General features: G+C 72.1%; 26 protein-coding genes and 1 tRNA gene. 11 read left to right on the top strand and 16 right to left on the bottom strand.

Annotated elements, in window-relative coordinates; all coding sequences use genetic code 11:
* Positions 1 to 4: 4 nt before the first annotated feature.
* The 3 genes from QT196_RS33865 to QT196_RS33855 form a co-directional block, all read right to left on the bottom strand.
* Entirely contained in the window at positions 5 to 1,294 is a 1,290-nt protein-coding gene (locus QT196_RS33865; protein WP_266732402.1) for an MFS transporter, read from the bottom strand.
* Positions 1,295 to 1,478: 184 nt separating this feature from the next.
* Complete coding sequence (locus tag QT196_RS33860) at positions 1,479 to 2,879, bottom strand: glutamine synthetase family protein (protein ID WP_168482495.1); 1,401 nt, start codon at positions 2,877 to 2,879, stop codon at positions 1,479 to 1,481.
* A gap of 84 nt (positions 2,880 to 2,963) precedes the next feature.
* Positions 2,964 to 5,027, bottom strand: a complete 2,064-nt coding sequence (locus QT196_RS33855; protein ID WP_168482494.1) for a SpoIIE family protein phosphatase — start codon at positions 5,025 to 5,027, stop codon at positions 2,964 to 2,966.
* Between the two features lie 205 nt (positions 5,028 to 5,232).
* On the opposite strand from QT196_RS33855, the gene QT196_RS33850 reads away from it, so the two are divergent.
* The 6 genes from QT196_RS33850 to QT196_RS33825 all read left to right on the top strand — a co-directional run bounded on the left by QT196_RS33850 (position 5,233) and on the right by QT196_RS33825 (position 9,854).
* Entirely contained in the window at positions 5,233 to 6,102 is an 870-nt protein-coding gene (locus tag QT196_RS33850; protein ID WP_168482493.1) for a TetR/AcrR family transcriptional regulator, read from the top strand.
* Between the two features lie 53 nt (positions 6,103 to 6,155).
* A complete protein-coding gene (locus tag QT196_RS33845; protein WP_168482492.1) occupies positions 6,156 to 7,043 on the top strand; it encodes a 3-keto-5-aminohexanoate cleavage protein in 888 nt (295 codons plus the stop codon).
* Between the two features lie 53 nt (positions 7,044 to 7,096).
* Complete coding sequence (locus tag QT196_RS33840) at positions 7,097 to 8,068, top strand: 3-hydroxyacyl-CoA dehydrogenase NAD-binding domain-containing protein (RefSeq protein WP_266732393.1); 972 nt, start codon at positions 7,097 to 7,099, stop codon at positions 8,066 to 8,068.
* Complete coding sequence (locus QT196_RS33835) at positions 8,065 to 8,535, top strand: thioesterase family protein (RefSeq protein ID WP_168482490.1); 471 nt, start codon at positions 8,065 to 8,067, stop codon at positions 8,533 to 8,535. Before QT196_RS33840 ends, QT196_RS33835 begins: the two co-directional genes overlap by 4 nt.
* Positions 8,536 to 8,701: 166 nt before the next feature.
* A complete protein-coding gene (locus tag QT196_RS33830) occupies positions 8,702 to 9,034 on the top strand; it encodes a DUF427 domain-containing protein (RefSeq protein ID WP_290356283.1) in 333 nt (110 codons plus the stop codon).
* Positions 9,035 to 9,278: 244 nt separating this feature from the next.
* A complete protein-coding gene (locus tag QT196_RS33825; RefSeq protein WP_168484169.1) occupies positions 9,279 to 9,854 on the top strand; it encodes a DUF309 domain-containing protein in 576 nt (191 codons plus the stop codon).
* 49 nt (positions 9,855 to 9,903) lie between these two features.
* Here the strand turns inward: QT196_RS33825 and QT196_RS33820 are convergent, their stop codons facing one another.
* The 6 genes from QT196_RS33820 to QT196_RS33795 form a co-directional block, all read right to left on the bottom strand.
* A complete protein-coding gene (locus tag QT196_RS33820; RefSeq protein WP_266732389.1) occupies positions 9,904 to 11,064 on the bottom strand; it encodes a serine hydrolase in 1,161 nt (386 codons plus the stop codon).
* A gap of 209 nt (positions 11,065 to 11,273) precedes the next feature.
* A complete protein-coding gene (locus QT196_RS33815; protein WP_290356282.1) occupies positions 11,274 to 12,497 on the bottom strand; it encodes a cytochrome P450 in 1,224 nt (407 codons plus the stop codon).
* A gap of 155 nt (positions 12,498 to 12,652) precedes the next feature.
* The gene (locus QT196_RS33810) at positions 12,653 to 13,873 is read right to left on the bottom strand and encodes an MAB_1171c family putative transporter (protein WP_168482487.1); all 1,221 of its coding nucleotides are present in this window, start codon (positions 13,871 to 13,873) and stop codon (positions 12,653 to 12,655) included.
* Complete coding sequence (locus QT196_RS33805) at positions 13,866 to 14,474, bottom strand: hypothetical protein (RefSeq protein ID WP_248001695.1); 609 nt, start codon at positions 14,472 to 14,474, stop codon at positions 13,866 to 13,868. The genes QT196_RS33810 and QT196_RS33805 overlap by 8 nt, the downstream gene beginning before the upstream one ends.
* Positions 14,475 to 14,553: 79 nt before the next feature.
* Positions 14,554 to 15,042, bottom strand: a complete 489-nt coding sequence (locus tag QT196_RS33800) for a helix-turn-helix domain-containing protein (RefSeq protein ID WP_266732384.1) — start codon at positions 15,040 to 15,042, stop codon at positions 14,554 to 14,556.
* A gap of 310 nt (positions 15,043 to 15,352) precedes the next feature.
* Positions 15,353 to 15,426, bottom strand: a tRNA-Pro gene (locus tag QT196_RS33795).
* Between the two features lie 161 nt (positions 15,427 to 15,587).
* On the opposite strand from QT196_RS33795, the gene QT196_RS33790 reads away from it, so the two are divergent.
* The 3 genes from QT196_RS33790 to QT196_RS33780 all read left to right on the top strand — a co-directional run bounded on the left by QT196_RS33790 (position 15,588) and on the right by QT196_RS33780 (position 17,670).
* A complete protein-coding gene (locus QT196_RS33790) occupies positions 15,588 to 15,881 on the top strand; it encodes a YiaA/YiaB family inner membrane protein (RefSeq protein WP_085922519.1) in 294 nt (97 codons plus the stop codon).
* 177 nt (positions 15,882 to 16,058) lie between these two features.
* Complete coding sequence (locus tag QT196_RS33785; RefSeq protein ID WP_168484164.1) at positions 16,059 to 16,709, top strand: thiamine pyrophosphate-dependent enzyme; 651 nt, start codon at positions 16,059 to 16,061, stop codon at positions 16,707 to 16,709.
* Positions 16,710 to 16,761: 52 nt separating this feature from the next.
* Positions 16,762 to 17,670, top strand: a complete 909-nt coding sequence (locus QT196_RS33780) for a transketolase (RefSeq protein ID WP_290356281.1) — start codon at positions 16,762 to 16,764, stop codon at positions 17,668 to 17,670.
* Positions 17,671 to 17,719: 49 nt separating this feature from the next.
* Here QT196_RS33780 and QT196_RS33775 read toward each other — a convergent pair whose 3' ends face one another.
* A complete protein-coding gene (locus QT196_RS33775) occupies positions 17,720 to 18,643 on the bottom strand; it encodes an alpha/beta hydrolase (RefSeq protein WP_290356280.1) in 924 nt (307 codons plus the stop codon).
* 258 nt (positions 18,644 to 18,901) lie between these two features.
* Positions 18,902 to 19,867 (bottom strand): YafY family protein, encoded by a 966-nt coding sequence (locus QT196_RS33770; protein ID WP_168482467.1) that lies wholly within the window; start codon positions 19,865 to 19,867, stop codon positions 18,902 to 18,904.
* A gap of 63 nt (positions 19,868 to 19,930) precedes the next feature.
* On the opposite strand from QT196_RS33770, the gene QT196_RS33765 reads away from it, so the two are divergent.
* Together QT196_RS33765 and QT196_RS33760 are read left to right on the top strand one after the other, a co-directional pair.
* Positions 19,931 to 20,317: a VOC family protein gene (locus QT196_RS33765; RefSeq protein WP_168482466.1), complete on the top strand. Its 387-nt coding sequence runs from the start codon at positions 19,931 to 19,933 to the stop codon at positions 20,315 to 20,317.
* A gap of 353 nt (positions 20,318 to 20,670) precedes the next feature.
* On the top strand, positions 20,671 to 22,005 hold the full coding sequence (locus tag QT196_RS33760; protein WP_168482465.1) for an acyl-CoA dehydrogenase family protein: 1,335 nt from the start codon (positions 20,671 to 20,673) through the stop codon (positions 22,003 to 22,005).
* 117 nt (positions 22,006 to 22,122) lie between these two features.
* On the opposite strand, the gene QT196_RS33755 is transcribed toward QT196_RS33760, so the two are convergent.
* From QT196_RS33755 to QT196_RS33735, 5 genes are read right to left on the bottom strand one after another with little or no spacing between them, the layout of a single operon-like run.
* Positions 22,123 to 22,728 (bottom strand): GAF domain-containing protein, encoded by a 606-nt coding sequence (locus tag QT196_RS33755; protein WP_211117486.1) that lies wholly within the window; start codon positions 22,726 to 22,728, stop codon positions 22,123 to 22,125.
* Positions 22,725 to 23,345, bottom strand: coding sequence for an ATP/GTP-binding protein (locus tag QT196_RS33750; RefSeq protein ID WP_168482464.1), 621 nt, complete (start codon positions 23,343 to 23,345; stop codon positions 22,725 to 22,727). The genes QT196_RS33755 and QT196_RS33750 overlap by 4 nt, the downstream gene beginning before the upstream one ends.
* Complete coding sequence (locus QT196_RS33745) at positions 23,323 to 23,721, bottom strand: DUF742 domain-containing protein (protein ID WP_085922525.1); 399 nt, start codon at positions 23,719 to 23,721, stop codon at positions 23,323 to 23,325. Before QT196_RS33745 ends, QT196_RS33750 begins: the two co-directional genes overlap by 23 nt.
* A 2-nt stretch (positions 23,722 to 23,723) precedes the next feature.
* Positions 23,724 to 24,173: a roadblock/LC7 domain-containing protein gene (locus QT196_RS33740; protein ID WP_018088399.1), complete on the bottom strand. Its 450-nt coding sequence runs from the start codon at positions 24,171 to 24,173 to the stop codon at positions 23,724 to 23,726.
* Complete coding sequence (locus QT196_RS33735; RefSeq protein ID WP_266732372.1) at positions 24,163 to 26,319, bottom strand: ATP-binding protein; 2,157 nt, start codon at positions 26,317 to 26,319, stop codon at positions 24,163 to 24,165. Before QT196_RS33735 ends, QT196_RS33740 begins: the two co-directional genes overlap by 11 nt.

The following is a 26,319-nucleotide window of genomic DNA, read 5'->3' as shown; positions in this document are numbered from 1 at the left end:
CCCGTCACGGCTGTGGGTCGCGGGCGTCGTACCGGGCGAAGGCGCGGCGGCCGAGGCCGAGGGCCGTTACGGTCAGGATGCAGGCCAGGCCGCCGCCGATGATCGCGGTGGCCGGGGAGGTCAGGTCGGCCGCCGAGCCGGCGAGGAAGTCGCCGAGGCGGGGGCCGCCGGCGACCACGACGATGAAGACGCCCTGGAGCCGGCCGCGCATCGCGTCCGGCGTGGCCGCCTGAAGCATGGTGCTGCGGAAGACCATCGAGACGGTGTCCGCGCAGCCGGCCACGGCCAGGAAGAACAGTCCCAGCCACAACTGCCGGGAGAGCCCGAAGCAGGCGATGGCCGCGCCCCAGGAAGCCACCGCGATCAGGATGGCCAGGCCGTGCCGGCGGATCCCGCCGAGCCAGCCGGAGAACAGCCCGCCCAATACGGCGCCCGCCGCGGGCGCCGCGACCAGCAGGCCGACGGTCTTGGCGTCCCCGCCGAACCAGAGCGCCGCGACCGCCGGGAACAGGGCGCGCGGCTGGGCGAGCACCATCGCCGCCAGGTCGGAGAAGAACGTCATCCGCAGATTCGGACGGGTGGCGAGAAAGCGCAGGCCGTCCAGTACGGAGGCCCGGCGCCGCGGCCCCTCCCCCTGGTCGGGGCGCATGGACGGCAGCCGCCACATCGCGTAGAGCGAGCCGCTGAAGGCCACCACGTCGATCAGATACGCGGTCTGATAGCCCCACAGCCCCACGATGGCCCCGCCCAGCATCGGCCCGCCCATCAGACCGAGGTTGCCGGTCAGGGAGTTGAGGGCGTTGGCGGCCGGCAGCTGCTCGGCGGGCAGCAGCCGCGGGATCATCGAGCTGCGGGCCGGTGAGTTCATCGCGAAGCAGACGGCCTGGCAGGCGACGACGGTGTAGAGCAGCCAGACCCGGTGGTATCCGGCCAGCGCGGCGGCGGCCAGGGCCACGGACAGCACCGTCGCGCCCAGGGCGCTGTAGAGGCCCAGTTTGCGGCGGTCGACGGTGTCGGCGATGGCGCCGCCGTACAGCCCGAAGATCACCAGCGGCACCAGGGAGCACAGCCCCACCAGGCCGACCGAGAAGGTGGAGTGGGTGATCGCATAGACCTGGAGGGAGACCGCGAGCGCGGTCATCTGCTGGCCCATCCAGGAGATGGTGTTGCCACACCAGAGACGGCGGTAGTCGGGGGAGGTGCGCAGCGGGGTCAGATCGGCGAATATCCGGGAGCGCAGCGGTATTTCGCTCTTTTCGGAGGTCGTTGTAGGGGGCACGCGGCAGTAAAGCATGTGACGGGGGCGCGGGGGGCTCCGGGGCGGGAAGAGGTGCTCCGGCGGCTTACCCCTTACGTCGGGGTGGGGAGGGCAAGGGGCAGCAGCCCCGGTGAGGCCAGGGCACGGCCCCCGTCCGACGAGAGGGCGGGATCGGTCCGCCCCCCACCAGCGAGCACTCCCCCACCCGCAAGAACTCCCGTCACCACCGCCAGCGAGTAGCCGCGGCGATCTCCTCCGGCTCGCAGTCGGCGAAGCGGGCCTCCTCGGCGCGCCGGACCGCGAGGACGGCGCCGTGCAGGACCTCGCCCATCGCCTCGTACAGCGGGGCGGACTTCTCCAGCCGGTCGGCCGCCTCGGTGAGGGTGGCGGGGAGCCGTACGATGCCGCGCCGGGCGCGTTCGCGGACGCCGAGGGTGCCGGGGTCGCCGACGTGCGGGGCCGGCAGTTGGGCTGCGGTCTCGATGCCGTGCAGTCCCGCGGCGAGCACCGCGCCGACCGCGAGATATGGATTGGCGGCGGCGTCGAAGGTCTTGACCTCGGCATGGCCGCCGTCCGGGTCGTCGGGGGCACCGGTGATCAGGCGCAGCGCCGCCTCCCGGTTCTCCACGCCCCAGCACTGGTAGACACCGGCCCAGTGGGAGGGCTGAAGCCGCAGATAGCTGGCGGGCGAGGGGCAGCCGATGGCGAGCAGGGCGGGCAGCGCGGTCAGGACGCCGCCGAGGAAGGCCACCGCGTCCGGTGCCAGGCCCCATGAGGCGTCCGGCGTGCGGTGCAGGCTGCTGCCGTCGCGGTACAGACCGAGGTGGAGGTGGCAGCCATTGCCGACCTGTCCGGCGACGAACGACGGGGCGAAGGAGGCGCGCAGGCCGTGCCGGACGGAGACGGCGCGGATGGTCTCGCGGACCAGCACCACATCGTCGGCGGCGCGGACGGGGTCGGCCGCGGCGGTGGTGACCTCGAACTGGCCGGGCGCGTACTCGGGGTGGAGCTGGAGGACGTCGAGGCCCTGGACGGCCAGCGCCTCGGTGACATCCCGGAGGTAGTCGGAGAGTTCCACGACCCGGGTCATGCCGTACGCGGGGCCCGCGCAGGGGTAGTCGAAGGTCTCGTCCGGGCCGGCGGCGGCCGGGTGGGTGCCGTCCGGGGCGCGGGTGACGACCCATTCCGTTTCGAAGCCCATCCGCAGCTCCAGCCCGGCCGCGGCGGCCCGTTCCACCATCCGCCGGGCGAACTGCCGCTGGCAGGCGGGGTGCGGCCGGCCGAGCTGGTCGTAGCGGTCCGCCGGCGCCCAGGCCCAGCCGGGCTGTGCGGCGAGTACGGTGACCCGGTCCAGGTCGGGGATGAGCCGCAGGTCGCCGTCCGGCCCGCCGAGGTGCTCGGATTCGGTGATGGCGTCGTCAGAGGTGAAAACGTCGAAGACGGGCGACATCCCGACGCCGCGCGCCGCGGCCGCCGCGAGCCGCTGCGCCGGAATGGTCTTGACGCGGGTGATGCCTGCGTTGTCCACCCAGGTCAGCGCCACGTTCCGGACGCCTTCCGCCTCCAGCCGCGCCGCCAACTGGCGGGCCTCCTCGTGCTGTTCCGCAGCCCGCGTTCCCATAGCGCCGTCCTCACTCGACCGTGCCGAAGCCCCGGCACCCGTGCCCGCTGATCGCCCTGTCCGGTGCGCCTCGACGCCGACCGGTCAGGAGCAGTTGAACTCGCACCATACGCACTTTCCGCTGCCGCGCGGTTCCACACCCCAGACGTCCGCCAGGCGGTCCACAAGGAGCAGACCGCGGCCGGAGACACCGGCCTCGCCCGGCTCGCGGCGGCGCGGCAGGCTGCTGGAGTGGTCCTCGACCTCCAGCCGCAGCAGCCGCCCGACGCTGTGCGGCATACGGATGTTGACCACGGCCTCGCCGTCGGTGTGCAGCAGCGCGTTGGTGATCAGCTCGTCGGCGACCAGCTCGATCTCCTCGGCACGGTCCGCCGCGCCCCAGGCGCGTACCGCGGCCCGGATCATGTGCCGGGCGGCGGAGAGGCCCTCGGGGTCGGCGGGCGCGATGTGCTGGCGGAACCGTCCGACGATGTCGTGCTCCGGGGCGCCCAGCCGGCGTAGCAACAGCAGCGCCATATCGTCCTCTCCGGTCCGGTCGCCCGCCGATTCGCAGAGCCGGTCGGCGAGTTGCTGGACGTCCTGCGGGCCGTCGCGGACCTCGCGGGCCAGCTCCCGCATCCCGATGTCGAGGTCGGTGCCGGGCTGTTCGACTATGCCGTCGGTGCACAGCAGCAGGGTGTCGCCGGGGGCGAGCTGGACGGTGGTGACCGGGTAGTCGAGCCGCCGGAATTCGGAGGAGATCCCGAGCGGCAGCCCGCCGGCCACCGGCAGCCGGCGGCAGATGCCCTCGGCGTGCCGCAGCAGCGGGTCGATATGACCGGCCCGGACGATCCGGGCCGAGCCGGTGCTCAGGTCGGCGTCGACGTAGGTGCAGGTGGCGAAGCGGTCGGTGTCCAGTTCGTTGAGGAAGGCGGAGGCCCGGCCCATGACGGTGGCGGGGGCGTGCCCCTCGGCGGCGTAGGCACGCAGCACGATCCGCAGCTGGCCCATGAGGGCCGCGGCCCGGGTGTCATGGCCCTGGACGTCGCCGATGACGGCGGCGACCCGGCCGTCGGGCAGCGGGATCACGTCGTACCAGTCGCCGCCGATGTCCCGGCCCATCCGGGCGGAGCGATAGCGGACGGCGATCTGCGCGCCGGGGATACCGGGGATCCGGCGCGGCAGCATGGCCTGCTGGAGGCCGGCGGCGAGATCGTGCTCCTGGTCGTAGAGCATGGCGCGGGCCAGACTCTGCGCGATGCTGCTGCCGAGCGCCACCAGGACGTTGCGCTCCTGGTCGCGGAAGTCGCTCTCCCGCTCGAAGAACAGGCCGATCACCCCGATGGGGCGGCCCTGTGCGATCAGCGGCAGATAGGCGGCAGAGTTGACGTTCAGCGGTTCGATGGCCGGCCACAGCCGGGGGTACTTGCGCCGGAATTCCGCCCGGCTGCCCACATAGCGCGGGGTGAGGGTGCGGACGACCTCACTCATCGGGAATTCGTCGCCCACCCGCGTGTATTCGAGGTCGGGTACGAAGCTGCCCGCCTTGCCCTCGGAGATCAGCCGGATGCGTCCCGCCTCGACCAGGCCCAGAATCACGTTCTCCGCGCCCAGCCGGCTCAGCCCCTGCTCATCGGCGAGCACCGCGATCACTTCACCGACCGTCCTGGCGTGGGCCAGGGCGGCGGTGGTGCGCTCGACGACGCTGGTGTGCCGCCTGCGCTCCTCATCTCCGGCGAGCCGCTCCGCCGCGTGGGTGTATTCGTGGCTGGCGTCGCGGACCACCCCGATGATCCGGCGCGGCCGGCCGGTGCTGTCCCGGCGGATGCTGCCCTGGCTGTGCGTCCAGCGCAGCTCGCCGTCGCGCAGCCGGACCCGGAAGTAGGCGCCGTAGGAGTCGCTGCCGTCCTTGAGCGCCCGGGCGACCAAGGCGTCCAGACGGGCCGCCTCATGGGCCGGGACGCGCGTGTTGAGGGTGGCCGGGTGGTCGTCGTACTCCGCCGGAAGCATGTCGAAGACCTCGAGGGCGGGCGGGTCCATATGCATCAGCCCGCTGTCGAGGTCCCAGTCGAAGCCGCCCATGCCGTTGAGGGCCAGGGTCAGGTCCGGGTGGGCGGGCCAGTCGTCCGGCACCGACACGGCGGGCCGCTTCGCTCCCCGGTCAGCCATGTCGTCACTTTGCCACATTCACCCGGATTGCGGCGCTCCAGTCCATTTATCCCCGGCCGCCGTGGCAGCGGTCGCCACCTCACTGACTCCTCTCTCAGGTTGCCCACACCCGCACGCCCTGAACCCAGTAACACCAGGCCCATACGTCCGCACCAGCTCCCCGGACCGTTGCGATGTTCTCAACACGCTGTTACGGTCCCGGACCATGGAGGACACCCCCGGAGACCGGGTCACCGACGAAGGCGGAGAAGTCACGGACCGTGTCCGGCAGGTGATCGGCCGGCTCGGATGCAGCCAGCGCGAGTTCGCCCGCCGGATCGTGATGGACCCCTCGAAACTGTCCAGGTCACTGGGTGGCACCCGGCGTTTCACGCTGGCTGAGATCGTGCGGATCGCGGATATCGGGGCGGTCGACACCGGCTGGCTGCTCGGCGCCCCGGAGCGGCCCGCGGAGCCGGCCGGCCGCGAGCCGGCCGCCGTGCCCGAGGGCGGCCGGCCTCTCCAGCTCGTGCGGGAGACCGTCCGGCTGATCGCCGAGCACGGCTTCCACGGCGTACGGGTCGCCGATATCGCCGCCGCGTGCGGCACCAGCCCGGCCGCCGTCCACTACCACTTCCCCGGCCGCGACGAGCTGCTGGAAGCGGCGGTGCGCTGGTGCATGGACGAGGACACCGCGCGCCGCGCCGCCGAGTCGGCCGCGGCCCCCGACGCCCGTGCCGAGCTGCTTCAGCTGATCGCGCTACAGATCCCGCGCACCGGGCAGCAGCGCCGCCAGTGGCTGGTCTGGCTCGATCTGTGGGCCCAGGCCGCCCGCTCCACCGCCGTGGGGCGGCTGCACGAGCACTACTACCGGCAATGGCGCACCACCGTCGCCGAGGTCGTACGCCGCGGCGTCGACCAAGGCGTCTTCCGCACCGTCGATCCGGAGTTCACCGCGCTCCGGCTGACCGCGCTGATCGACGGCCTGGCCACCCAGGTGCTCGCCACCGCTCCGGACAGCACCGGCCCCGACACCATGCACACCGCGCTGCTGGCCTTCGTGGAGAGCGAACTCACCCCGGCCGCCGCGGTCTGACGCCGCAGTTCCCCGCCGAGCCCGAGGCACCCACCCCCGTAGAAGGGACCCCCGTGAACCACGAGGTCATCATCACCTGCGCGCTCACCGGCGCCGGCGACACCGTCCGCCGCTCCCCGCACGTCCCCGTGACGCCCGAGCAGATCGCCGCGTCGGCCGTCGAGGCGGCGGGCGCGGGCGCCGCGGTGGTGCACATCCATGTCCGTGACCCGGAGACCGGCGAGCCGTCGCGCGACCCCCGCCTGTACGCCGAGGTGGTCGAGCGGATCAAGGAGACCGGCACCGACGTCGTCATCAACCTCACCGCCGGTATGGGCGGCGACCTGGTGATCGACCCCGACCGGCCGCTCCGGCAGCTGCCCGGTACGGACCTGGTGAGCGGCCTGGAGCGGCTGCCGCACGTCGAGGAACTGCTGCCCGACATCTGCACCCTGGACTGCGGCTCGCTCAACTTCGGCGACGGCTCCAACCTCTATGTCTCCACCCCCGACATGCTGCGGGCGGGCGCGAAGCGCATCCAGGAGCTCGGCGTACGGCCCGAGTTGGAGATCTTCGACACCGGTCAGCTCTGGTTCGCCAAGCAGCTGCTCGCCGAGGGGCTGCTGGACGACCCGACCGTCTTCCAGCTGTGCATGGGCATCCCGTGGGGCGCACCGGCCGACCCGGGGGTACTTCAGTCGATGGTGCACATGCTGCCCGAGGGCGCCCGGTGGGCGAGCTTCGCGCTCGGCCGGATGCAGATGCCGTGGGTCGCCCAGTCGATCCTGCTCGGCGGGCATGTGCGGGTGGGTCTGGAGGACAACCTGTACCTCAGCAAGGGCGTCCAGGCCACGAACGGGCAGCTCGTCGAACGCGCCGTCCAGATCACCGAGTTGCTCGGCGCCACGGTCGCCACCCCCGACCGGGCCCGCACCCTCCTGGGCCTGAAGCCCCGCACCTGACCCACGGCCCGGTTTTCCCTCCCTCTCCGCCCACCATCTGGAGCCGCTGCCCCATGCCGGAAACCACCCCTGCCCCTTGCGCCCCCGAGGACGTACGCCGCGTCGCCTGTATCGGCGCCGGAGTGATCGGAGGCGGCTGGGTCGCGTACTTCCTCGCCCGCGGCTACGACGTCACCGCCTGGGACCCGGCCGCGGACGCCGAAGAGCGGCTGCGCCGCCTGGTGGCCGCCGCCTGGCCCGCGCTGCAACAGATAGGCCTGGCCGACGGCGCCGCGCAGGACCGGCTGACGCTCGCCCCCACCCTCGCCGAGGCGGTCGCCGACGCCGACTTCGTCCAGGAAAGCGCCCCCGAGAAGCTGGAGTTGAAGCGCTCCCTGCTCGCCGAACTGGCCGCCGCCACCCGGCCGGGCGTGGTCATCGCCTCCTCCACCTCGGGCTACCCGATGACCGATATGCAGACGGAAGCGGAGAACGCCGGCCGCCTCGTCGTCGGCCACCCCTTCAATCCGCCGTACCTCATCCCGCTGGTGGAGGTCGTCGGTGGCGAGCAGACGGACCCCGGGGCCGTCGACTGGGCCTCCCGCTTCTACGGCGTGGCGGGCAAGTCCGTGATCACCATGGACCGCGAACTGCCCGGCTTCATCGCCAACCGCCTCCAGGAGGCGCTCTGGCGCGAGGCGCTCCACATGGTCGCCAACGGCGAGGCCACGGTCGAGGACATCGACGCCTCGATCACCGAAGGACCCGGCCTGCGCTGGGCGTTCATGGGCCCCTGCCTGACCTTCGCACTGGCCGGCGGCGAGGGCGGGATGGCCCATATGCTCGACCACTTCGGCCCGTCCCTGAAGTCGCCGTGGACCCGTCTGGAGGCGCCCGAGCTGGACCGTGCGCTGCGCGACGCCATGGTCGACGGCTGCCGGGAGGCCGCGGGCGACCGTACGTACGCGGATCTGGTCGCCGCGCGCGACCAGGGCGTCATCGACGTCCTCCGCGCCACGGGCCGGCTGGGGAGCACCCACCGATGACCGACCACACCACGGGCGGCCTGCCCCTCTTCCGCCAAACGGTCCGGGACGAGTGGATCGACTACAACGGCCATCTCAGCGAGGCCTACTACGTCCTGATCTTCGGCTTCGCAACCGACGCCCTGATGGACGCGGCCGGCCTCGACGCCGCCTACCGGGAGCGCACCGGCTGCTCCCTGTACACGGTCGAGGCCCATGTCCGCTATCTCCGCGAGGTCGCGCGCGACAGCCAACTCACCGTCCGTACGACCGTGTTGGGCGTGGACGGCAAGAAGCTCCGCTTCCTCCACGAGATGTTCACCGGGGACCCGTCCGGCGACCCGGTGGCCACGGAGGAACTGTTCACCCTGCACATCGACCAGGCCACCGGCCGCTCGGCCCCGCTGCCCGCTACGGCCGGCGAGCGCCTCGCCGGCCTCATCGCGCCGGGGCCGGAGTGGGCGGGGCGGGGTATTCGCGAGGTGTGAGGCGGCGGAGGCCGCGGAGGGGCGGGCCGGCGCGACGACGCGACACCCCGCCCGTAGCCTCGTGACGCCCCGCTAGCCCCGTGGCGCCCCGCCCGCCCCGCTCCCTCCCGGTGCGATGCTGGACCGGGAGGGAGCCACCTCCCTCGCCCACCGAAGGGACGTGACCATGAGCACCACCCGAGGCCACCGCATCGACGTCGAAGAAGGCACCGACCACGTACGCGTCGAGATCGACGGACAGCTGATCGCCGAGAGCCGCCGCCCGCTGCTGCTCTCCGAGACCGGCTACCCGGTGCGCTATTACCTCCCTCCCGAGGACGTACGCACCGAGCTGCTCACCCCGTCCGGGACGCATACCGTCTGCCCCTTCAAGGGCACCGCCTCCTACTGGTCGCTCACCGACGGCCCGGAGGACATCGTCTGGTCCTACCCCGAGCCGCACCCCGAGGTCGCCCGGATCAAGGACCATTTCTGCTTCTACGCGGCCGAGTTGGCCTGAGTGGCGGCAGCCCCGTGGGGAATAGGAAAGAAACCCAACAATGGCCGGGCGCTCGCCGGTACGGCAACGCGCCCGCCCCCGGCGACGCCGACCCGCCCGCACGGCGCACAATCGAAGCGTGAACGACGCGGACAGCCCGGACGACCGGCCCCTCACGTCCCGCCCATCCGTCCCGCACCGGGCGGTCGACGAGGGCGGCGATCCGGCCTGCTGGCTGGACCAGGTGTGTGACGCCTGCGGCCGGATCAGAGAACGGCCCGGCAGTGCGGTCTGCGAGCACTGTGGCGCCCCGACCCCGCCCCCAACCGGGAATCCCGGCGGCCCCGCCCCCTCCGCACCGCGCCGCCGGGACCGTGACGAGGAAGGGCGGGCCCGTAACGCCCGCCCGCGTGACGGGCTCGGACGGCCGCTGCCGTACGGCTCCCCCGGCGTGGCGCGGCAGCCCGAGGGCGTGCCCCGGACGCCCGCGGAGTCGCTGACCGAGGCGCAGCGGCTGCTCGACGACGGGATGCCGTTCCACGCCCATGAGGTCCTGGAGGACGCCTGGAAGGCGGCGCCGGAGACGGAGCGCGAGCTGTGGCGGGGACTCGCCCAGCTCGCGGTGGGACTCACCCATGCGGCACGCGGCAACACGGCGGGCGGAACGACGCTGCTCGACCGGGGCGCGACGGCCATCGCGCCGTACGCGGAGACCGCCCCCTACGGGATCGACGTCACGGGACTCATGGCCTGGGCCCAGGAACTGACCGGGCGTCTGACCGACGGCGGGACCGTCCCGGCGGCAGAGACCGCGCCCCGCCTGCGGCGACAGGAGACCTGACCGAAAAACGCCCACCGGGGATCAGGGTCGGGCCATGACCCCGATGGGCCTACGCCGCCCCTCCCCGCCGTCCACCGCGGCCGCGGGCCTGTCGCCACCTGGCGAGCAGAGGACCCAGGCCCAGCGCCGCGACACCGGCGACGCCCGCCCCGAGGACGAGGGTGGTGCGCCAGGGGGAGCCGCCGCGCGCTTCCGCCTCGGTGACCTCGGCGGCCACCGGGCGCATCGGGCCGGCGCCGTCATCGGTGGCGCGCACGGCGTGCAGGGTGCCCACCGGCTGGGCCGTGCCGGCGGTGCGGAAGCCCCAGTCCAGCAGGGCAGCGGCTTCCTTGTAGACGCCGTTGTACGCCTGCGACTGGGGATTCAGGACGGTGACCAGGAGGGTGCGGCCGTTGCGGCGCGCGGCGGCGATCAGGGTGTTGCCGGCCTTGCTGGTGTAGCCGTTCTTGACGCCGATGATGCCGGGGTAGCGGGACATCCCGTGCGAGCCCGCCAGCAGGCGGTTGGTGTTCTCGATCTGCGTGGCGCCGCCCGCGCCGGGGAACGTGGCGCGGGTGGTGGCGCAGTAGCGGGCGAAGTCCTCGTTGGCGAGCCCGGCGCGGGCGAAGACGGTCAGGTCGTGGGCGGAGGACACCTGACCGGGCGCGTCATAACCATCCGGGGACTTGACGGTGGTGTCGCGTGCGCCGAGTTTCCGGGCGGTCTCCTGCATCTCCTCCGCCGTGGTCCGCCAGCCACCGTTCATCGCGGCCAGCACATGCACCGCGTCGTTGCCGGAGCGCAGGAAGACCCCGCGCCACAGGTCGCCGACGGAGTAGCGGCGGCCCTGCCGTACGCCGACGACACTGCTGCCGGCCCCGACCCCCGCGAGGTCGGCGGAGCTGACCCGGCGCACCGTGCCGGCCGAGAACTTCGGCAGGACGGTGACCGCGAACAGCGTCTTGAGGGTGCTGGCCGGGGCGAGCTTGCGGTGCGGGCTCTTCGCGGCCAGCACGTTGCCGGTGTCCGCGTCGGCCACCATCCAGGACAGCGCGCTGAGGCCGCTGGGCAGCCTCGCCGTGCCGGGGTCGGTGGGCGCCTGTACTCCGGCGGCGGGCTGACGGGCCGTCGCCCCGTTGGCTGCGGCCGGTATGGACGTCAGCGACACACCGGCAGCAGCGATCAGCGCCACCGCACCGGCCTTCCTGGACACACGCGCGTCAATTGCCATGCCGCCACGCTAAGAAGGGGTGCCGCGGACCGCAGCGTGGTTGAGCCAGACGGCTCAGGGCCGCGCCGGACCACCGGGCGTGTCGCAATTGCAACAGGTGCAAAGAAGGACCCGCCCGGTGCGACGGGGGATGCACACCGGGCGGGTCTCAGGAACCTTTCTACCGCATGAGCGAACGGTTATGCCTCAAAAACTTGTTCGTTTGCCGATTACCAGGCGACGGGCAGCGAAATCAGGCCACGCGCCCGCAGCGCCCGACGATGCCGCAAATCACCACGCGGGACGGCCAGTCGCAGCTCCGGGAAGCGGCCGAGAAGCGCTTCGAGCGCGGTGACGGCCTCCAGCCGGGCCAGCGGGGCGCCGAGGCAGTGATGGATGCCGTGCCCCATCCCGAGGTGCCCGGAGAGGTCCCGGCCGCGGTCCAGCGCGTCCGGTTCGGGGAAGCGCGCGGGGTCGCGGTTCGCGGACGCGATCGACAGCAGCACACTCTCCCCGGCCGGGATCCGTACGCCGCCGATCTCCATGTCCTCCATGGGGAAGCGGCGGATCGCCACCGGATACGGGTTGTCGAAGCGGAGGAACTCCTCGACGGCCGTGGGCAGTTCGGCCGGATTGCGCTGCAACTCCCGCTGCTGGTCCGGGTGGTCGAGCAGGGCGAGCACCGCGTTGCCGATGAGATGGGCCGTGCTCTCGTATCCGGCGAAGAGGATGAGAAAGGCGAGCGAGGTCAGTTCGTCCTCGGTGAGCCGGTCGCCCTCCTCGCCGGGGGCCGCCTCGTCGCGCACCGCGATCAGATCCGAGAGCAGATCGTCGCCCGGCTCGGCGCGCTTGGCGACGATCAGTCCGGTGTAGAACGTCAGCATCGCCCCGATCGCCTCCTTCATCAGCTCCGGCCGGCTCGGGTCCGGGGTGATGAGGGCGTCCGACCAGGCCAGGAAATCGGGGCGGTCACGGTGCGGGATGCCCAGCAGATCGCAGATCACGGCGATCGACAGCGGCGCGGCGTAGTCGGCGATCAGCTCCGCGCGGCCGCGCTCCGCCATCGCGTCCAGCAGCGCGTCGGCGATCCGCCGTGCGGGCGCGCGCAGCGCCTCGACCCGGCCCGTGGTGAAGGCCTTGACCACCAGGCGGCGCACTCTGGTGTGGTCCGGCGGGTCCATGTTCAGCAGATTCGCGTCCAGCGCGGGCGGCAGCGCGAAACCGCGGTAACCATTGGGCGTGGCATGCCGCTTGTCCAGGGAGAGCCGGGGGTCGGCGAGGGCGCCGCGGACGTCGTCGTAGCGGGTCACCAGCCAGGCGGGGTGCCCGTCGGCGCCGGTGATCCGGTGCACCGGCCCGGCGTCCCGCAGCGCGGCGTAGGCGGCGTACGGGTCGTCGAGCAGGGGCGTCATATCGATGGGGGCGTCAGAGCCGGTCTCGGCGGTGTTCTGCATGGGCCCGACCCTAGGGCGTCTCCCTCACCCTGCCGTCCGGCGCGCGCCACACGATGGCCGCCCCGAAGGCGGCACCGGTCTCATGGGCCGGTGCCGCCCGGGTGGTTCGGGCGGCCCGGACCCCCGTGCCGGGCCACCCCGTCTGTGGTGCTTCCTCAGCCGTGCGCCACCGAGCTCCGCTGGCGCAGTTCGGTGAGCACGGTGTCGATCAGCGGCGAGTGGTAGACATCCGCGACCAGCGCCAAGTGCTCGTATTCGGCGGCGAGTTCGGCCGGGTCCGTGCCGTTGGCGACCACCACGCTGTCGGCGCCATGGTCGGGGACATGGCCCACCGCACGGTTCTCCAGGCCACGGCGGAGCGCGGCGGCCTCCGCGACGGCGGCCAGTTGCCGGTCGTCGAGGGCGACCGCGCGGGCCCGCTCACGGGCGATGTCGACGGCGTCGGACTCCACATGGCGGCGGATACCGCGCTGTACGTCCCGGATCTCGGCCATCTGCCGGTTGGCCCGCCACTCCAGGTCGGCGAACGGCCAGCGTATGGACCACGCCGGGGAGCCCATCGTGACCTCGGGGGTCTGTGCGGTGACGGTCCGCCAGAGCGGGGAGAGCCGGCGCAGTCGGCGCCAGGCGGCGACCCGGGGGCCGGCCGCGGGCAGCGCGAATCCGGCGAGGACCATCAGCGCCGCGACGGAGGCGCTCAACGGGGCCACGCCGTTGGAGAGCCACAGCGCCGGGTGGCCCGTCCAGGACAGGGCGAAGCCGATGACCTTGCAGGCGCAGTAGACCAGGCCGAGCCAGCAGCCCGCGGCCAGCACCCGCAGACCGCGCGCCAGGTGGGTGCCGCCGAGTTGCGCGGCGTAGCGGGGGCAGAGGGTTCCCAGGGCCGCCGAGCTCAGTCCGAAAATGGCCAGATATAGCACCAGGAAGAGCATGACTCCCGGGGAGTCGGTGTAGGCGGTGCTGAAGTCGCGCGGATGCTCGACGGCGTCCGGGCGGCCGACCACGAAGCCGGTGATCGCCACGGCCCACAGCGCGGCCACACTCCCGACGGCGACGCGCGCCCTGCGTCGTACCCGGGCCCGCGCGTGCGCGCCCTCGCCCCCCGTCCAGCGCAGCAGCAGCACCAGCGCACCGGCGGCGAACACCACGACGGAGGAGTAGAGGAACACCATGGCGAGGTTGGCCACGCCGGTCAGCCGGTCGAAGGCGCGGTAGACGCTGGGCGCGGAGAGGAGGAAGACCGTCGCCACCCCGCCGGTCATCACACAGGCCAGTCCCAGGTCCGCGTTGCTGCGGTCCCGGAACCACGCGACGGACTTGTACCCGACGATCGCCCAGGCGGCGACGCCGAACGACAGATAGATGACGTCAAACACGCGGGCCCCCGTCCTGCACCGCGCCCGCACCCGCGCCGTCGGCCCGCTCGTCCCCAGCCGGGGTCTCCTGCCGCCGGATGTGCTGGAGCGCGGGCCCGAGCGCCGCGGCCAGCTCGGCCGCCTGGCCCTCCAGGGGCAGGGCACGTTCGGCCGCGGACGGCGCCACCCGCTCCATCAGGAGCGTGCCGAGCACCTCGGTCTCCCGCTCGGCGAGGTTGTCATAGCCGTGATGCCGGGCGAAGCCCATGGTCAGGCCCATCCGCCGCATGGCGGTGGCGACATCGACGGACGGCGTCCACAGCTTCAGCGCGTCCTCGGTGACCGCCGGATCCTGGCCGTGTCCCAACAGGAGGTGGCTCAGCTCATGCAGCACGATGTGCGCCTGGTGCCACGGTGAGGTCTTGAGCTCGTAGAAGACCCAGTAGTCGTCGTCGGTGACGGCCGTCATCCCCGAGACCACCCCGCCCAGGCTCATCGGCACCAGATGGACGGGCCGCGCCACCCGCGCGGCGACGATGTCGCACATCCCGCGCAGATCGGTTGTGGCCGGCAGCGCCAGCTCCTTGATGAGCCGCTTGCACCGCCTGCGCATCTGCCCCACTCGCATGCTCGTCCCGTCCTCGTCTCCGACCCGCTGCCAGGAAGAGAAGATCTGGCCGCGCTCAGCGGTCCCCGTCGGTTCACTCACCGCGTCGGTCACCGCCCTGCTCCGGCGGATCGGCCGGCAGGTTCATCTGCTGCCGGAACTGGGAGATGATCGTCGTCAGACTGTCCTGCACCTCCGGCGGCAGCCCGACGGAGCGCAGCGCGATCGCGCGCACCCGCTGGTCCCGCATCGCGGCCAGGAAACGGACCTCTTCCTCCACCCGCGCGGCCTGCGGCTGCGAGAGGTCCCCCAGGAGATAACCGACCGGCACGGCAAAGAACTTGGCCAGCGCGCGCAGCAGCTCCGGGCTCGGGTTCGTACGCCTGCCGTTGCGCAGCATCGACAGATACTGCTCGGTGACCTTGACCCCGCCGTACTCCTCCGCGCCCTCGCTGATCTCCTCGGCCACAAAGGCGTTGGTGTACGGGGCCCCCGGCGGATGCATGTTGGCGAAGAGATGGTTCAGCCGCTCCGCGAGCACACTGCCCGCCCCCTTGGACCGGCCGTCTCCCCCCACATTCATGTCTACCGTCCCCCGTCGATTGAGCCCAACGAACAGTTAAGGCTCCGTCATCTCCCGCTCATCCTGACACGCCAGGAACGCGGTGCACCAGTCCACTTACGGACAGTAGGGATCGCCGGACTTAACCGGGAGTTGAGCGACGAAGGGCGCAGGTCGTACGGAGCGTCACCGGAGACCTGCCACACGGGGGCTCCACGGAGCGTGGCTGCCCGGCGCCCGGGATTACCCCCGGAAACCGTAAGGAAGTGGCGGCACAGCAAAAGGCCCGCCGACTCGGGATTTCTCCCGGCCGACGGGCCTTTTCGCACCGTCGGGACGACAGGATTTGAACCTGCGACCCCTTGACCCCCAGTCAAGTGCGCTACCAAGCTGCGCCACGTCCCGGTGCCCGATCCGGCCGGGATGTCCCGGCTGACCGCGCACGAGAACAATACCGCATGTCAGAGGGTGGGGGCTGCCACTTTCCCGCCTCGCGGCGGGGCGGCGGGTGCGAGATGAGTAGCTGTACTCATGCGCCGGTGTCACTGTGCCGCCACGCTACGCGCATGACTACTCCATCGATTCAGCGGCCGACGACCACGGCCTTCTTCGTGCAGGCCGCGATCTCCTTCGGGCTGTCGCTGGTGGCGCTGGTGATCGGGATCATCAAGCTGCCGGTGGGGCCGTGGGAGCGCGGTTTTCTCGCCCTCGGCCTGATTTTCGTGGTGTCCTCGGCGTTCACGCTGGCGAAGTGCGTGCGCGACCGCCAGGAGGTCGAGGAGGTGACGAACCGGGTGGACAAGGCCCGGATCGACAAGCTCCTCATCGAGCAGGACGTCTTCAAGCCGGGGCAGGTCTGACCCCGGCGGCCGCGGGCCGTGGATCTCCCGGCCCGCGGCCCCACGCTTGACCTCAAGCGCGCTTGAGGTTGCAGGCTCTGCCGTATGACGCATCTGACGACACCCCCCACGGCGGGCACCCCGGCGGAGCCCGCTCCGCACGGCGACCGCATCGGTTTCGCCGAACTGCCGGACCTGATGAGCCTGATGACGGGCGATGAGAAGCACGGTCCGGCCGCCACCTCCACGCTCGACGCGCTCTGGGTCCTCTACGACCGGGTGCTGCGGGTCTCCCCCGGCACCGTCACGGACCCGGACCGGGACCGTTTTCTGCTCTCCAAGGGCCACGGCCCGATGGCCTACTACGCGGTGCTGACCGCCAAGGGCTTCTTCCCCACCGAGTGGCTGCCGGGCTTCGGCTCGTACGACTCGCCGCTCGGCCACCACCCCGACCGGATGTTGGTGCCCGGTGCCGAGATCGGCAGCGGATCGCTGGGTCACGGGCTGCCGCTGGCCGTCGGCACCGCCCTCGGTCTGCGGGCGCAGGACCGGCCCGGACCGGCCGTATGGGTGCTGATCGGCGACGCCGAACTGGACGAGGGCAGCAATCACGAGGCCCTGGCCTACGCGGCTGCCGCGGGCCTGGACCGGCTGCACACCCTGGTCATCGACAACGCCTCCGCCACTCATGGGTGGCGCGGCGGGATCGCCTCCCGTTTCGAGGCCGCGGGGTGGTCCGCGGCCACCGTGGACGGCCGCGACCACGAGGCGCTGTACGCGGCCTTCAGCGCACCGCATCCGGGCCGTCCGCATGCGGTGATCGCCCGTGTCGAGCCCAAGGGCGCCTGAGCGGCCGCCCCGTCTTCCCGTATACGACCAAGACTTCGAGAGGGTTTCAGTGATGGACACCATGCGTGAGCGCTTCGCCTCGGTCACCTCGCGGATGCTGGCGGAGGACCCGCGGCTGGCACTCGTGCTCGCCGACATCGGGGCGGCCGGCTTCGCCGAGGCGGAACAACGGCATCCGGACCGGGTGGTGAACGTCGGCATCCGGGAGCAGTTGCTGATCGGTGTGGGCGGCGGGATGGCGCTCACCGGGCTCCGCCCGATCATGCACACCTTCGCCAGCTTCCTGGTGGAGCGCCCCTTCGAGCAGCTGAAGCTGGACCTCGGCCACCAGGGCGTGGGCGGCGTGCTGGTGAGCGCCGGGGCCTCCTACGACTGGCCGAGCGGCGGCTTCACCCATATGGCGCCCGGCGATGTGGCGCTGCTGGACACGCTCGACGGCTGGACCGTGCATGTTCCCGGGCACCCCGACGAGGCCGAGACGCTGCTGCGGCACGCCGCGGCGGCCGGTGACGACAAGGTCTATGTCCGGCTGTCCCTGCAGAGCAACGCCGCACCCCGGCCGGTGGACGGGGCCCGCTTCCGGACCGTACGGGAGGGGCGCGGCGGGGTGGTGATCGCCGTCGGTCCGATGCTGGACAGCGTGCTCGCCGCCACCGAGGGGCTGCCGCTGACCGTGCTCTACGCGACGACCGTGCGGCCCTTCGACGCCACCACGCTGCGTGCCGCGGCCGACGCCGCCGGTACCTCGGACGTGGTGATCGTGGAGCCGTATCTCGCGGGGACCTCGACGCGGCCGGCGGCCGAGGCGCTGGAGGACCGGCCGCACCGGCTGCTGGGGCTCGGCGTCGATCGCCAGGAGCTGCGCCGCTACGGGCAGCTCGACGAGCACCTGGCGGCACACGGCCTCGATCCGCGCGGCCTGCGCGAGCGGATCACCGGGTTCCTTACGGGACGTGTCTGACCGGGCCGAGAGGTACCGGGGCGCTGGCCCTGGCGGTGGCCCTACCGGCTCAGATGTGCTTGTCGAGCCAGGCCAGCAGGTCGTCCTGGACCTCCTCGCGGTTGGTCTCGTTGAGGATCTCGTGGCGGGCGTCCGGATAGGCCTTCCACGTCAGATCGCGGGTGCCCACATAGCGGAAGTCCTCCAGGAGTTCATGGACCAGGGTCATCCCCTGGTGGCAGGGGTCCAGCTCACCCACGGCGACATGGACGGGCAGGCCGCGCGGCACCCGGGCGAGGTTCTCCGGGTCGTTGATCTTGCGGATGGCGCCTACCCAGTCGGCGGCGAGACCGGCGGAAAAGGCGAAGCCGCAGTCCTCGTCGGCGACATAGGCGTCCACCTCGGCGGCGTCGCGGGAGAGCCATTCGTAGCCGGTGCGGTGGGTGAAGGCGTCGTTGAAGGAGCTGAACGTGCGCGGGATGAAGGCGGAGAGCGCGCCGCGGCCGCGCTCGGCGATCTCCTCCTCCAACACAGCCACGGCACCGTCGATGTCCAGGCCGGGCAGGGTGCGGAAGGCGCCGGTGAGGATCAGCCCGGCGAGGTCGGCGCCGTACTCCTGGGCGTAGTCGCGGGCCAGCATCGCGCCCATGCTGTGGCCGAGCAGCACCAGCGGGAGGCCGGGGTGGGCGGCGGCCGCGTGATCGCCGATGCCCTTGAGGTCGCTGACGATCGCCCGCCAGGCGTCCTCGCCGACCACCCCGCGGCCGCCGGTGGCGGCGGCGGTGGCGCCGTGGCCGCGGTGGTCGGAGGCGATGACGGCATAGCCGTGGCCGGCCAGAAAACGGGCGAAGCGGTCGTAGCGCCGGCCGTGTTCCGCGGCGCCGTGGGCGATCTGGACGAGGGCACGCGGGTGGCCGGACTCCGGAAGCCAGGTGTAGGTGGCGATCCGGGCGCCGTCCGGAGCCTGGTGGAAGTCCTGCTGCATGGCCTGCATGGCGTCGTCTCCTGACTGCCGGGGCGGTGGCTGACGAGTCGTCGCCGCCCACTCTTCCGCGCCGGGCGGCGGTGCGCCATGGGGCGCGCGTGGCGGAGAAGGCCCCGTCCGCAGGGCACTGGGGCTCGCGAGCGGGGCGCCGGGACGCCGCGCTATTCGGGCCGCCGCTGCCGCAACGACCGCCTCGAACGGCCGCGCCACCGCCTGGCTGGACGCCGCGAGTCGTGCTGCGGGGCGGCGGACTGACGGAGGGCTGCCCTACGGTTCCGCTGGGGCCGCGTTGGTCTGGAAGAGATCCTGGGCACGGCGCACCAGGGCTTGCCGTACAGAATCCGGGGAGAGGACTCGCAGGGGTGTGGCGAGGCCGAGGAGGTACCTGGCGAGCCCGTCCGCGTCGGGACCGCCGATGTCGACGATCGTGACGCCGGGGCCTTCGGGGCGGTGGGCACCGACAGTCGCCGGGATCAGCAGCAGTGCTTGGTCCATGGGCACCGGGAGGCGGATCGTCGCGGAGAGCGGGTAGGGGCCGGTCGCGACGGAGCGGGACACCAGCAGCGCCGGGTCGGGCGGGTCGATGAGTTCCACCGGGTGTCCGGTTGGCCGTAGTCGGTCGACCCTGTCGGCCCGGAAGGTCCGCCATTGGCCCCGCGTCACGTCCCGGGCGACGAAGTACCACCGGCGTCCGGTGTGGACGAGGCGGTACGGATCGACCTCCCGGACCGTGACGCTTCCTTGCCAGTCGCGATACGACAGGCGGGCGCGTTCGCCCCGGCGGCAGGCGGCGGCCAGTTCCAGCAGCATGCCGGGCGTGATCTGCGGTTGGTCGGATCTGGGGGTGTGCACGAAGGCGGCGTCCATCTCGCTCAGCCGGTCCGCGATCCGCTGCGGCAGCACCTGTCGCAGTTTCAGCAGTGCCGACAATGCGGCCTGGTCGCCGCCGAGAGCGCCGCTCAGCGCGGCCTCGCGCAGCCCGACTGCCACGGCGAGGGCTTCTTCGTCGTCAAGGATCAGCGGTGGCACCCGGGATCCGGCACGGAGGCGGTAGCCGCCCCATGGTCCGGGGTCGGATTCGACGGCGTAGCCGAGTTCCCGGAGCTTGGCGATGTCCCGCCGCACCGTGCGCTCGGTGACGTCGATCCGGTCGGCCAGTTCAGCGCAGGTCCACGAGGGCCGGGCGGCCAGCAAGGAGACCAAGCGGAGCAGGCGGGCGGATGCGGTGATCACGTGCTGGAGTGTTCCAGATGACCAGGACCGAAGCTGTCCTGGACCTGCCATATCGTCCTCTCCATGAGCACCGGAAACATCACCAGACCCACGTTCCGCTATGCGGCGGTCACCTTCGACTGCCCGGACCCCGCTGAACTGGCCCGCTTCTACGGCGAGATCCTCGGTCTGCCCGTCGTCTTCTCCACCGACCACTTCGTCCTGCTCGGCCAGGAGGGCTCGGCCGGACTGGGATTCAACAGGCTGGCCGACTACCGCCGTCCCACCTGGCCGGACCCTTGCCAGGAGAAGCAAGCCCATATCGAACTGGGCGTCGATGACTTGGATGCCGCCCAGGCCCGACTGCTCACCCTGGGGGCCGTGAAACCTGAATTCCAGCCGGACCCCGACCGGTGGCGGGTCCTGCTGGACCCCGCAGGCCACCCCTTCTGCATTTCCACCCTGGTCTGAGCGCGCCCGCGGCACCCTGACTCCGGTCGCGCAGCGAGACAGAGTCGGCGAACCAGCGCTCCCCCGCCGCAGCACCTCCGGGGAGGCGTGGGGTGGCGCGGTTCCGGGAGCCTCCGGACCGCGCCACAGTCGTTGTGGCGCGGGGGGTGGTGCGCGTGTGCTTCGTGCTTCAACTCCGTATCCGAACACACCCAGTTGATGTTTCATGCGCCCCGCAGTAGGTATGCCAACGGGTATTGCACGGGGTAAGTGAAGGATCACTTTCCGGAACGTTCGCTGGAGACGACACCGCCGGTGCCGTCCCAAGGCGGGGTGCGACCAGCGCGGGGAAGATCGCGAAGGAGGGACTCGTCTTGCATCGCTATTTCACGGACCAGAGACATGAGGCACTCCGGCACCGGGTGCGGGACTTCGCCGAGAGCGAGGTCCGCCCCCGGATTGCCGAGATGGAGGCGAGCCGTTCCGTCTGCCATGAGTTGTCTCGCCTGATCGCCCGTCAGGGGTGGATAGGCGCGACCGTGCACCGCGCCTACGGAGGGATGGGCGCCGGGCATGTCGCCAAGACTCTGATCATCGAGGAGCTCTCGCGGGTGAGTGCCGCGATGGGCGCCATGGTGCAGGCGTCCCAGCTGGGCGTCGCGAAGATCGTCCATTTCGGCAGCGAGGAGCAGAAGAAGACCTGGCTGCCGGCCATAGCCTCCGGCGACTGCCTGCCGACCATCGCGGTCACCGAACCGCAGTCCGGCGGCCATGTGCTGGGCATGTCCTCCACCGCGGTGCGCGACGGCGACGACTATGTCCTCAACGGCCGGAAGATCTACGTCGGCAACAGCCATGTCGGCGATCTGCACGGCGTCGTGGTCCGCACCGGTGAGGGCTCCAAGGGCCTCTCGGCGTTCCTCGTGGAGTCCGACACCCCCGGCTTCCGGGTCGGGCCGCAGCAGCCCGCGATGGGCCTGCACGGCTTCAGCTTCGGTGAGCTGTTCTTCGACAACTGCCGGGTCCCGGCGGCGAATCTGCTGGGCCGGGAGGGCGACGGGCTGTCGGTCGCCTACTCCTCCAGCGTGCTCTACGGACGCCCCAATCTGACCGCCGTGTCGCTGGGCATCCACCAGGCGGTGCTGGACGAGACGACGAGGTTCTGCACCGAACGGCAGCGCTATGGCAAACCGCTGTCCGACCTGGGCAACATCAAGCTGAAGCTCGGGCGCATCCAGTCCCGGCTGCTGCTGGGCCGGCTGTCCGCGTACCACGCGGTGCATCTGCTGGACCAGGGGCTGCCGTGCGACGCGGAGCTGATGAACGCCAAGCTGGTCAATGTGGAATCGGCGCTGGAGTCGGCGCGCGACGCGATGGACATCCACGCCGCGTGCGGGCTGTTCACCGACCGCCCGGTGGAACGTTTTTTGCGCGACGCCCACCACATCTTCGCGCCGGCGGGCACCTCCGACATCCAGCTGCTGCGCCTGGGCGAACTCGCTCTGGGCCGGACGCAGGGCGACTGGTCCAGCCGGCTCGCGGATCTGCTGCGGCTGGAGCCCTCGGAGTGGCCCGACGAGGACGAGCCCGCCGACGAGGCCCCCGCGGACCCGCCCGTCACGGTGCGGCCCGAGGACCCCACGCCCACGGTGCCGGGCCAGCGCACCGGACCGACGTGCCGGCCCGCCTGGTTCGCCCGGCCGAGGTGAGCGGCCGGCCCTGACCCGAGCCGCGACGCCCGGGTCGGGGCCCATGCCGCGGCCCCGGGCCCGCCGTCCGGCACAAAGGCCGTCCGCCGGGCACCGGGGCCGCGAGTCGGGGCCGCGTCAGGGCGCGTCGCTCTGCTGCTTCTCCATCCGGTGGATCTGCTCGACGAGTTCGGCGGCCATCGCCTTGATGGTCTCCAGCCCCTCCCGCCCCCAGGGCCGCGGTTCGAGGTCCACGACACAGACGGTGCCCAGCGCCGTCCCCGTACGGTCGATCAGCGGCGCGCCGAGGTAGGAGCGGATGCCGATCTCATCGACGACGGGGTTGCCGGCGAACCGCGGATAGTCGCAGACGTCCTCCAGCACCAGGGCCTTGCGGCGGACGATGACATGCGGGCAGTAGCCGTGGTCCCGGTCCATCACCCGGCCCGGCTGGGCGCTGGCGGGCGCCGGGCCCAGCTCGACGGCCTGGTCCTGGGAGGGCGTGTAGAGACCGGCGAAGTACTGCCGCCGCTCGTCGATGAAGTTGACCATCGAATAGGGCGCCCGGGTGGTCCGGGCGAGCTTGCGCGCGAACTCGTCGAACGCGGGCAGCGGGGACTCGCCGATCCCCAGGGCCCGCAGCCGGGCGACGCGCGCCGGGGCCTCGTCGTCCTGCGGGGTGAGCAGCAGATGGCGCGTCGGGTCGTAGGAGATGTACGGGACGCGGGAGGCGGGGTGGTTCATGGCAGCTCCGGGGTCGCGGCGAGGGCGGGGGTGAGCAGATGCTGGACGAGCGAAACCAGGACTTGGGTGGCCGAGCCGCCCCGGCGGGCGTCGCAGAGCACGATGGGAATGTCCGGGGAGACGTCTATGGCACTGCGGACCTCGTCCGGGTCGTAGCGGTAGGAGCCCTCGAACTCGTTGACGGCGACGATGAACTGGATGCCGCGCCGCTCGAAGAAGTCGACGGCGGCGAAGCACTGGTCCAGGCGGCGGGTGTCGGCGAGGATGACCGCGCCGAGCGCGCCGTTGGACAACTCGTCCCACATGAACCAGAAGCGCTGCTGCCCCGGCGTCCCGAAGAGGTAGAGGACATGCGCCGCATCGAGGGTGATCCGGCCGAAGTCCATGGCGACGGTGGTGGTGCTCTTCTCCTCGACGCCGGCCAGATCGTCCGTCCCCACGCTGATCTGAGTGAGGAGTTCCTCCGTACTGAGCGGCTCGATCTCGCTCACCGCTCCGACGAAGGTCGTCTTGCCGACCCCGAAGCCGCCGGCGACCAGGATCTTGAGCGCGGTGGGGAAGAGGTCGGCCGCGGGCTCCCCCTGGGAGCGGGGGTCACAGTCGTTTGCGAAGTCCATTCAGCACCGCCTCCAGCAGGGCTCGGTCGGTACGGGACGCGGGCCCTGCCGAAACGGCTGCGGGGGCCCGCGCAGTGATCGCCCCGCAGTCGACGAGGTCGGCGAGGAGCACTTTGGTGACCACGGCGGGCAGCCGTATATGGGCGGCGATCTCGGCGACCGAGACCGGCCCGCCGCACAGCCCCAGCACCTGGGCGTAGTCGGGGCCCTGGCAGGAGACGGGCGGCCGGCCGGTGGCCATCACCATGGTCAGCAGGTCCAAGTGCGCCGTCGGACGGGTCCGGCCGTTGCTGATGGTGTACGGACGGACCAGCCGGCCGGCCGCGTCGTCGTACCACGGCTCCCCGCCCTGCCGCCGTAGGCGACGCACGGTCATGGTCAACGACCGCCCGCGGGCGCCTGCTGGCGTGCGGGGGTGGACAGATACGGCCGGACGCTCTTGACCAGCATCGACATTTCGTAGCCCAGCACCGCCACATCGGCCTCCCGGCCGGCGAGCACGGCCAGGCAGGCCCCCGATCCGGCGGTGGAGACGAACAGGAAGGTGGACTCCAGCTCGACGACGACCTGGAGGACGTCGTCGCCCTCACCGAAGCGCACACCGGCGCTGCGGGCGAGGGAGTAGAGGCCGGAGGACAGGGCGGCCATGTGGTCGGCGCTGTCCGGGTCGAACCCATGGGCGGCCTTGACCAGGCCGTCCGACGACAACAGGAGCGCGCTCCGGGCGTGCGGCACCCGCTGTACGAGCCCGGTCAACAGCCAGGACAGGTCGGTGTGCTGGCCGCCCTGCGGCTGCAAATGCGCCTGCGCACGCACATCACTCACCATGGTTACGGTCGTCTCCTCGGGGGCGGGCCATCGGGGCGTCGTGGTCACGGTCGTAGAGCAGGTCGTTGCCGGCCGGGCTGCTGGGGTCGCCGCCCTGGGCCGGGATGATGCCGTGGCCGCCTGCGGTGTCCTCGGCGTAGCTGTCATCACCGAGGCTGAAACCGCGTCGGAAGGCGGCCATCAGGCCGGGGTCGTGCTCGGGTTCCGGGCCCGTACGGGGTGTGGCGGACGGCAGGATCGGGTCGCCGCGCAGCTCGGGAACGAGATGCGTCTGCTTGCGCCGCCGGGGCAGCCGCGGACGGGCGGCGTTGTCCACGGCGGGCGGGGCGGGCGGCAGCACGACCGGGCCGGAACGGTCGGCGGGCGCGGGGTCGGGCGTCTCGTGGGGGTGCGCGTCGGGCAGGTGCGCGTCAGGCAGGCGGACCTCGGGAGTGTGGACGCCGGACGCGCGGACCAGTCGGCGCCGGGTGGCGCCGAAGTCGGGATCGGGGTCCGCGGGGGCCGGGTCCGGAGCCGGGCGGCCGTCGTAGCCGCGCGGTGACATGTCGAGCGCGTGGTCGGGAGCCGGCGCGGGGGCGGGAATGGCGAGCGTGCGCGGGACCGCGGGACCGGGGTCATGGCGGTCGTGCCGCTCCTGCCCGGCGTCGGCGGCGACGGCGTGGTCTCCAGGGAATCCACTGTGGTCGCCGGGGTATCCGCTGTGGTCCTCGGAGAATCCGCTGTCGTCGCCGGGGTATCCGCTGTGGTCGCCGGGGAATCCGCTCTCGTACGTCCCCTCGTCAAGTACGTCGTGCGCGGGTGCCGGTCCGGTGTCCGGCGATCCGGTGGGGGCCGGTGCGGCCGCCGCGTTCGCGTCGCCCTTGACCGACTCCGCACCGAGCAGCCCCTGAGGCACGATCAGCACGGCCTGCACACCGCCGTAGATATTGCTCTGGAGCCGGACCACGATGCCGTGCCGCCGGGCGAGCGAGGAGACCACGAAGAGCCCGATCCGGCCGTCGCTCAACAGCTCGGCGACATCGATGTGTTCGGGGTCGGCCAGCAGCCCGTTCATCCGCGACTGCTCTTCCGCTGACATCCCCAGGCCGCGGTCCTCGACCTCGACCGCGAGTCCGGCGGTGACGAGTTGGGCACGCAGCAGGACCGGGGTCTGCGGGGCGGAGTAGATCGTGGCGTTCTCGACGAGTTCGGCGAGCAGGTGGATCACGTCGGCGACGGCATGGCCGCGCAGGGTGCCCTCGATCGGCGGCACCAGCTTGATCCTCGGGTACTGCTCGACCTCGGCGATCGAGGAGCGCAGCACCTCGGTCAGGGACACCGGGCGGCTCCACTGGCGGCGCGAGATGGCGCCGCCGAGGACGGCGAGGTTCTCGGCGTGCCGGCGGATGCGGGTGGCCAGGTGGTCGACGTGGAACAGGCCCTTGAGCAGGTCCGGGTCCTCGACCTGGTTCTCCAGCTCGTCCAGCAGCTCGATCTCGCGGTGCACCAGGGATTGCAGCCGGCGGGCGAGGTTCACGAAGACCTCGACCTTCTGTTCGCTGCCGCTGGCGTTGCTGCGGGCGATGGCGACCGCGTCGATGACGGCGGACTCGGCGGCCCGGCCGGCGGCGGCCACCTCGTGGGCGAGCAGGTCGAGGGTGTCGCCGGTGGGCGCCGGCCCCGGGTCGGGCTCGCGGCGCTGGATCCACTCACCCTGCCGTACGCGGTCCAGGAGGTCGTACAGGTCGGACTGGCTGCGGGCGCAGACCTGGCGCAGCCGGGCGTAGCGGGCGACGGTGGCCCGGGCCTCGGAGCCGGCGGCGGCGCCCGCGGTCAGCACGATGACGCAGACCAGGGCGAGCCCGCCGCACAGCACCACCCACTCGCGGCCGGTGATCCGGGCGCCCCCGGCCTGCACGACGAAGGCGGCGACGGCCGTGCAGAGGACGGCGACCAGCAGACAGGGGACGGCGGCGAGCCTGACCAGACGGGACCGTATCGCCGAGTCGGCGGCCGACTCGGGGAAGGCGGCACGGCCGTGTCGTCCGCCCTCACGCTCCCGCCGCCGGGCGGCGGGTACAGGGGCGGCCCCCGGGGAGCCCTGGGACCCGGGGGATCTCTGAGCCTCCTGGGACAGCTGGGTCCCCTGGGGGATTGCGGTAGGCAT

The sequence above is a fragment of the Streptomyces sp. P9-2B-2 genome, assembly GCF_030406865.1.
GTDB lineage: Bacteria > Actinomycetota > Actinomycetes > Streptomycetales > Streptomycetaceae > Streptomyces > Streptomyces platensis.
This window is presented reverse-complemented; position numbering and strand designations above follow the sequence as displayed.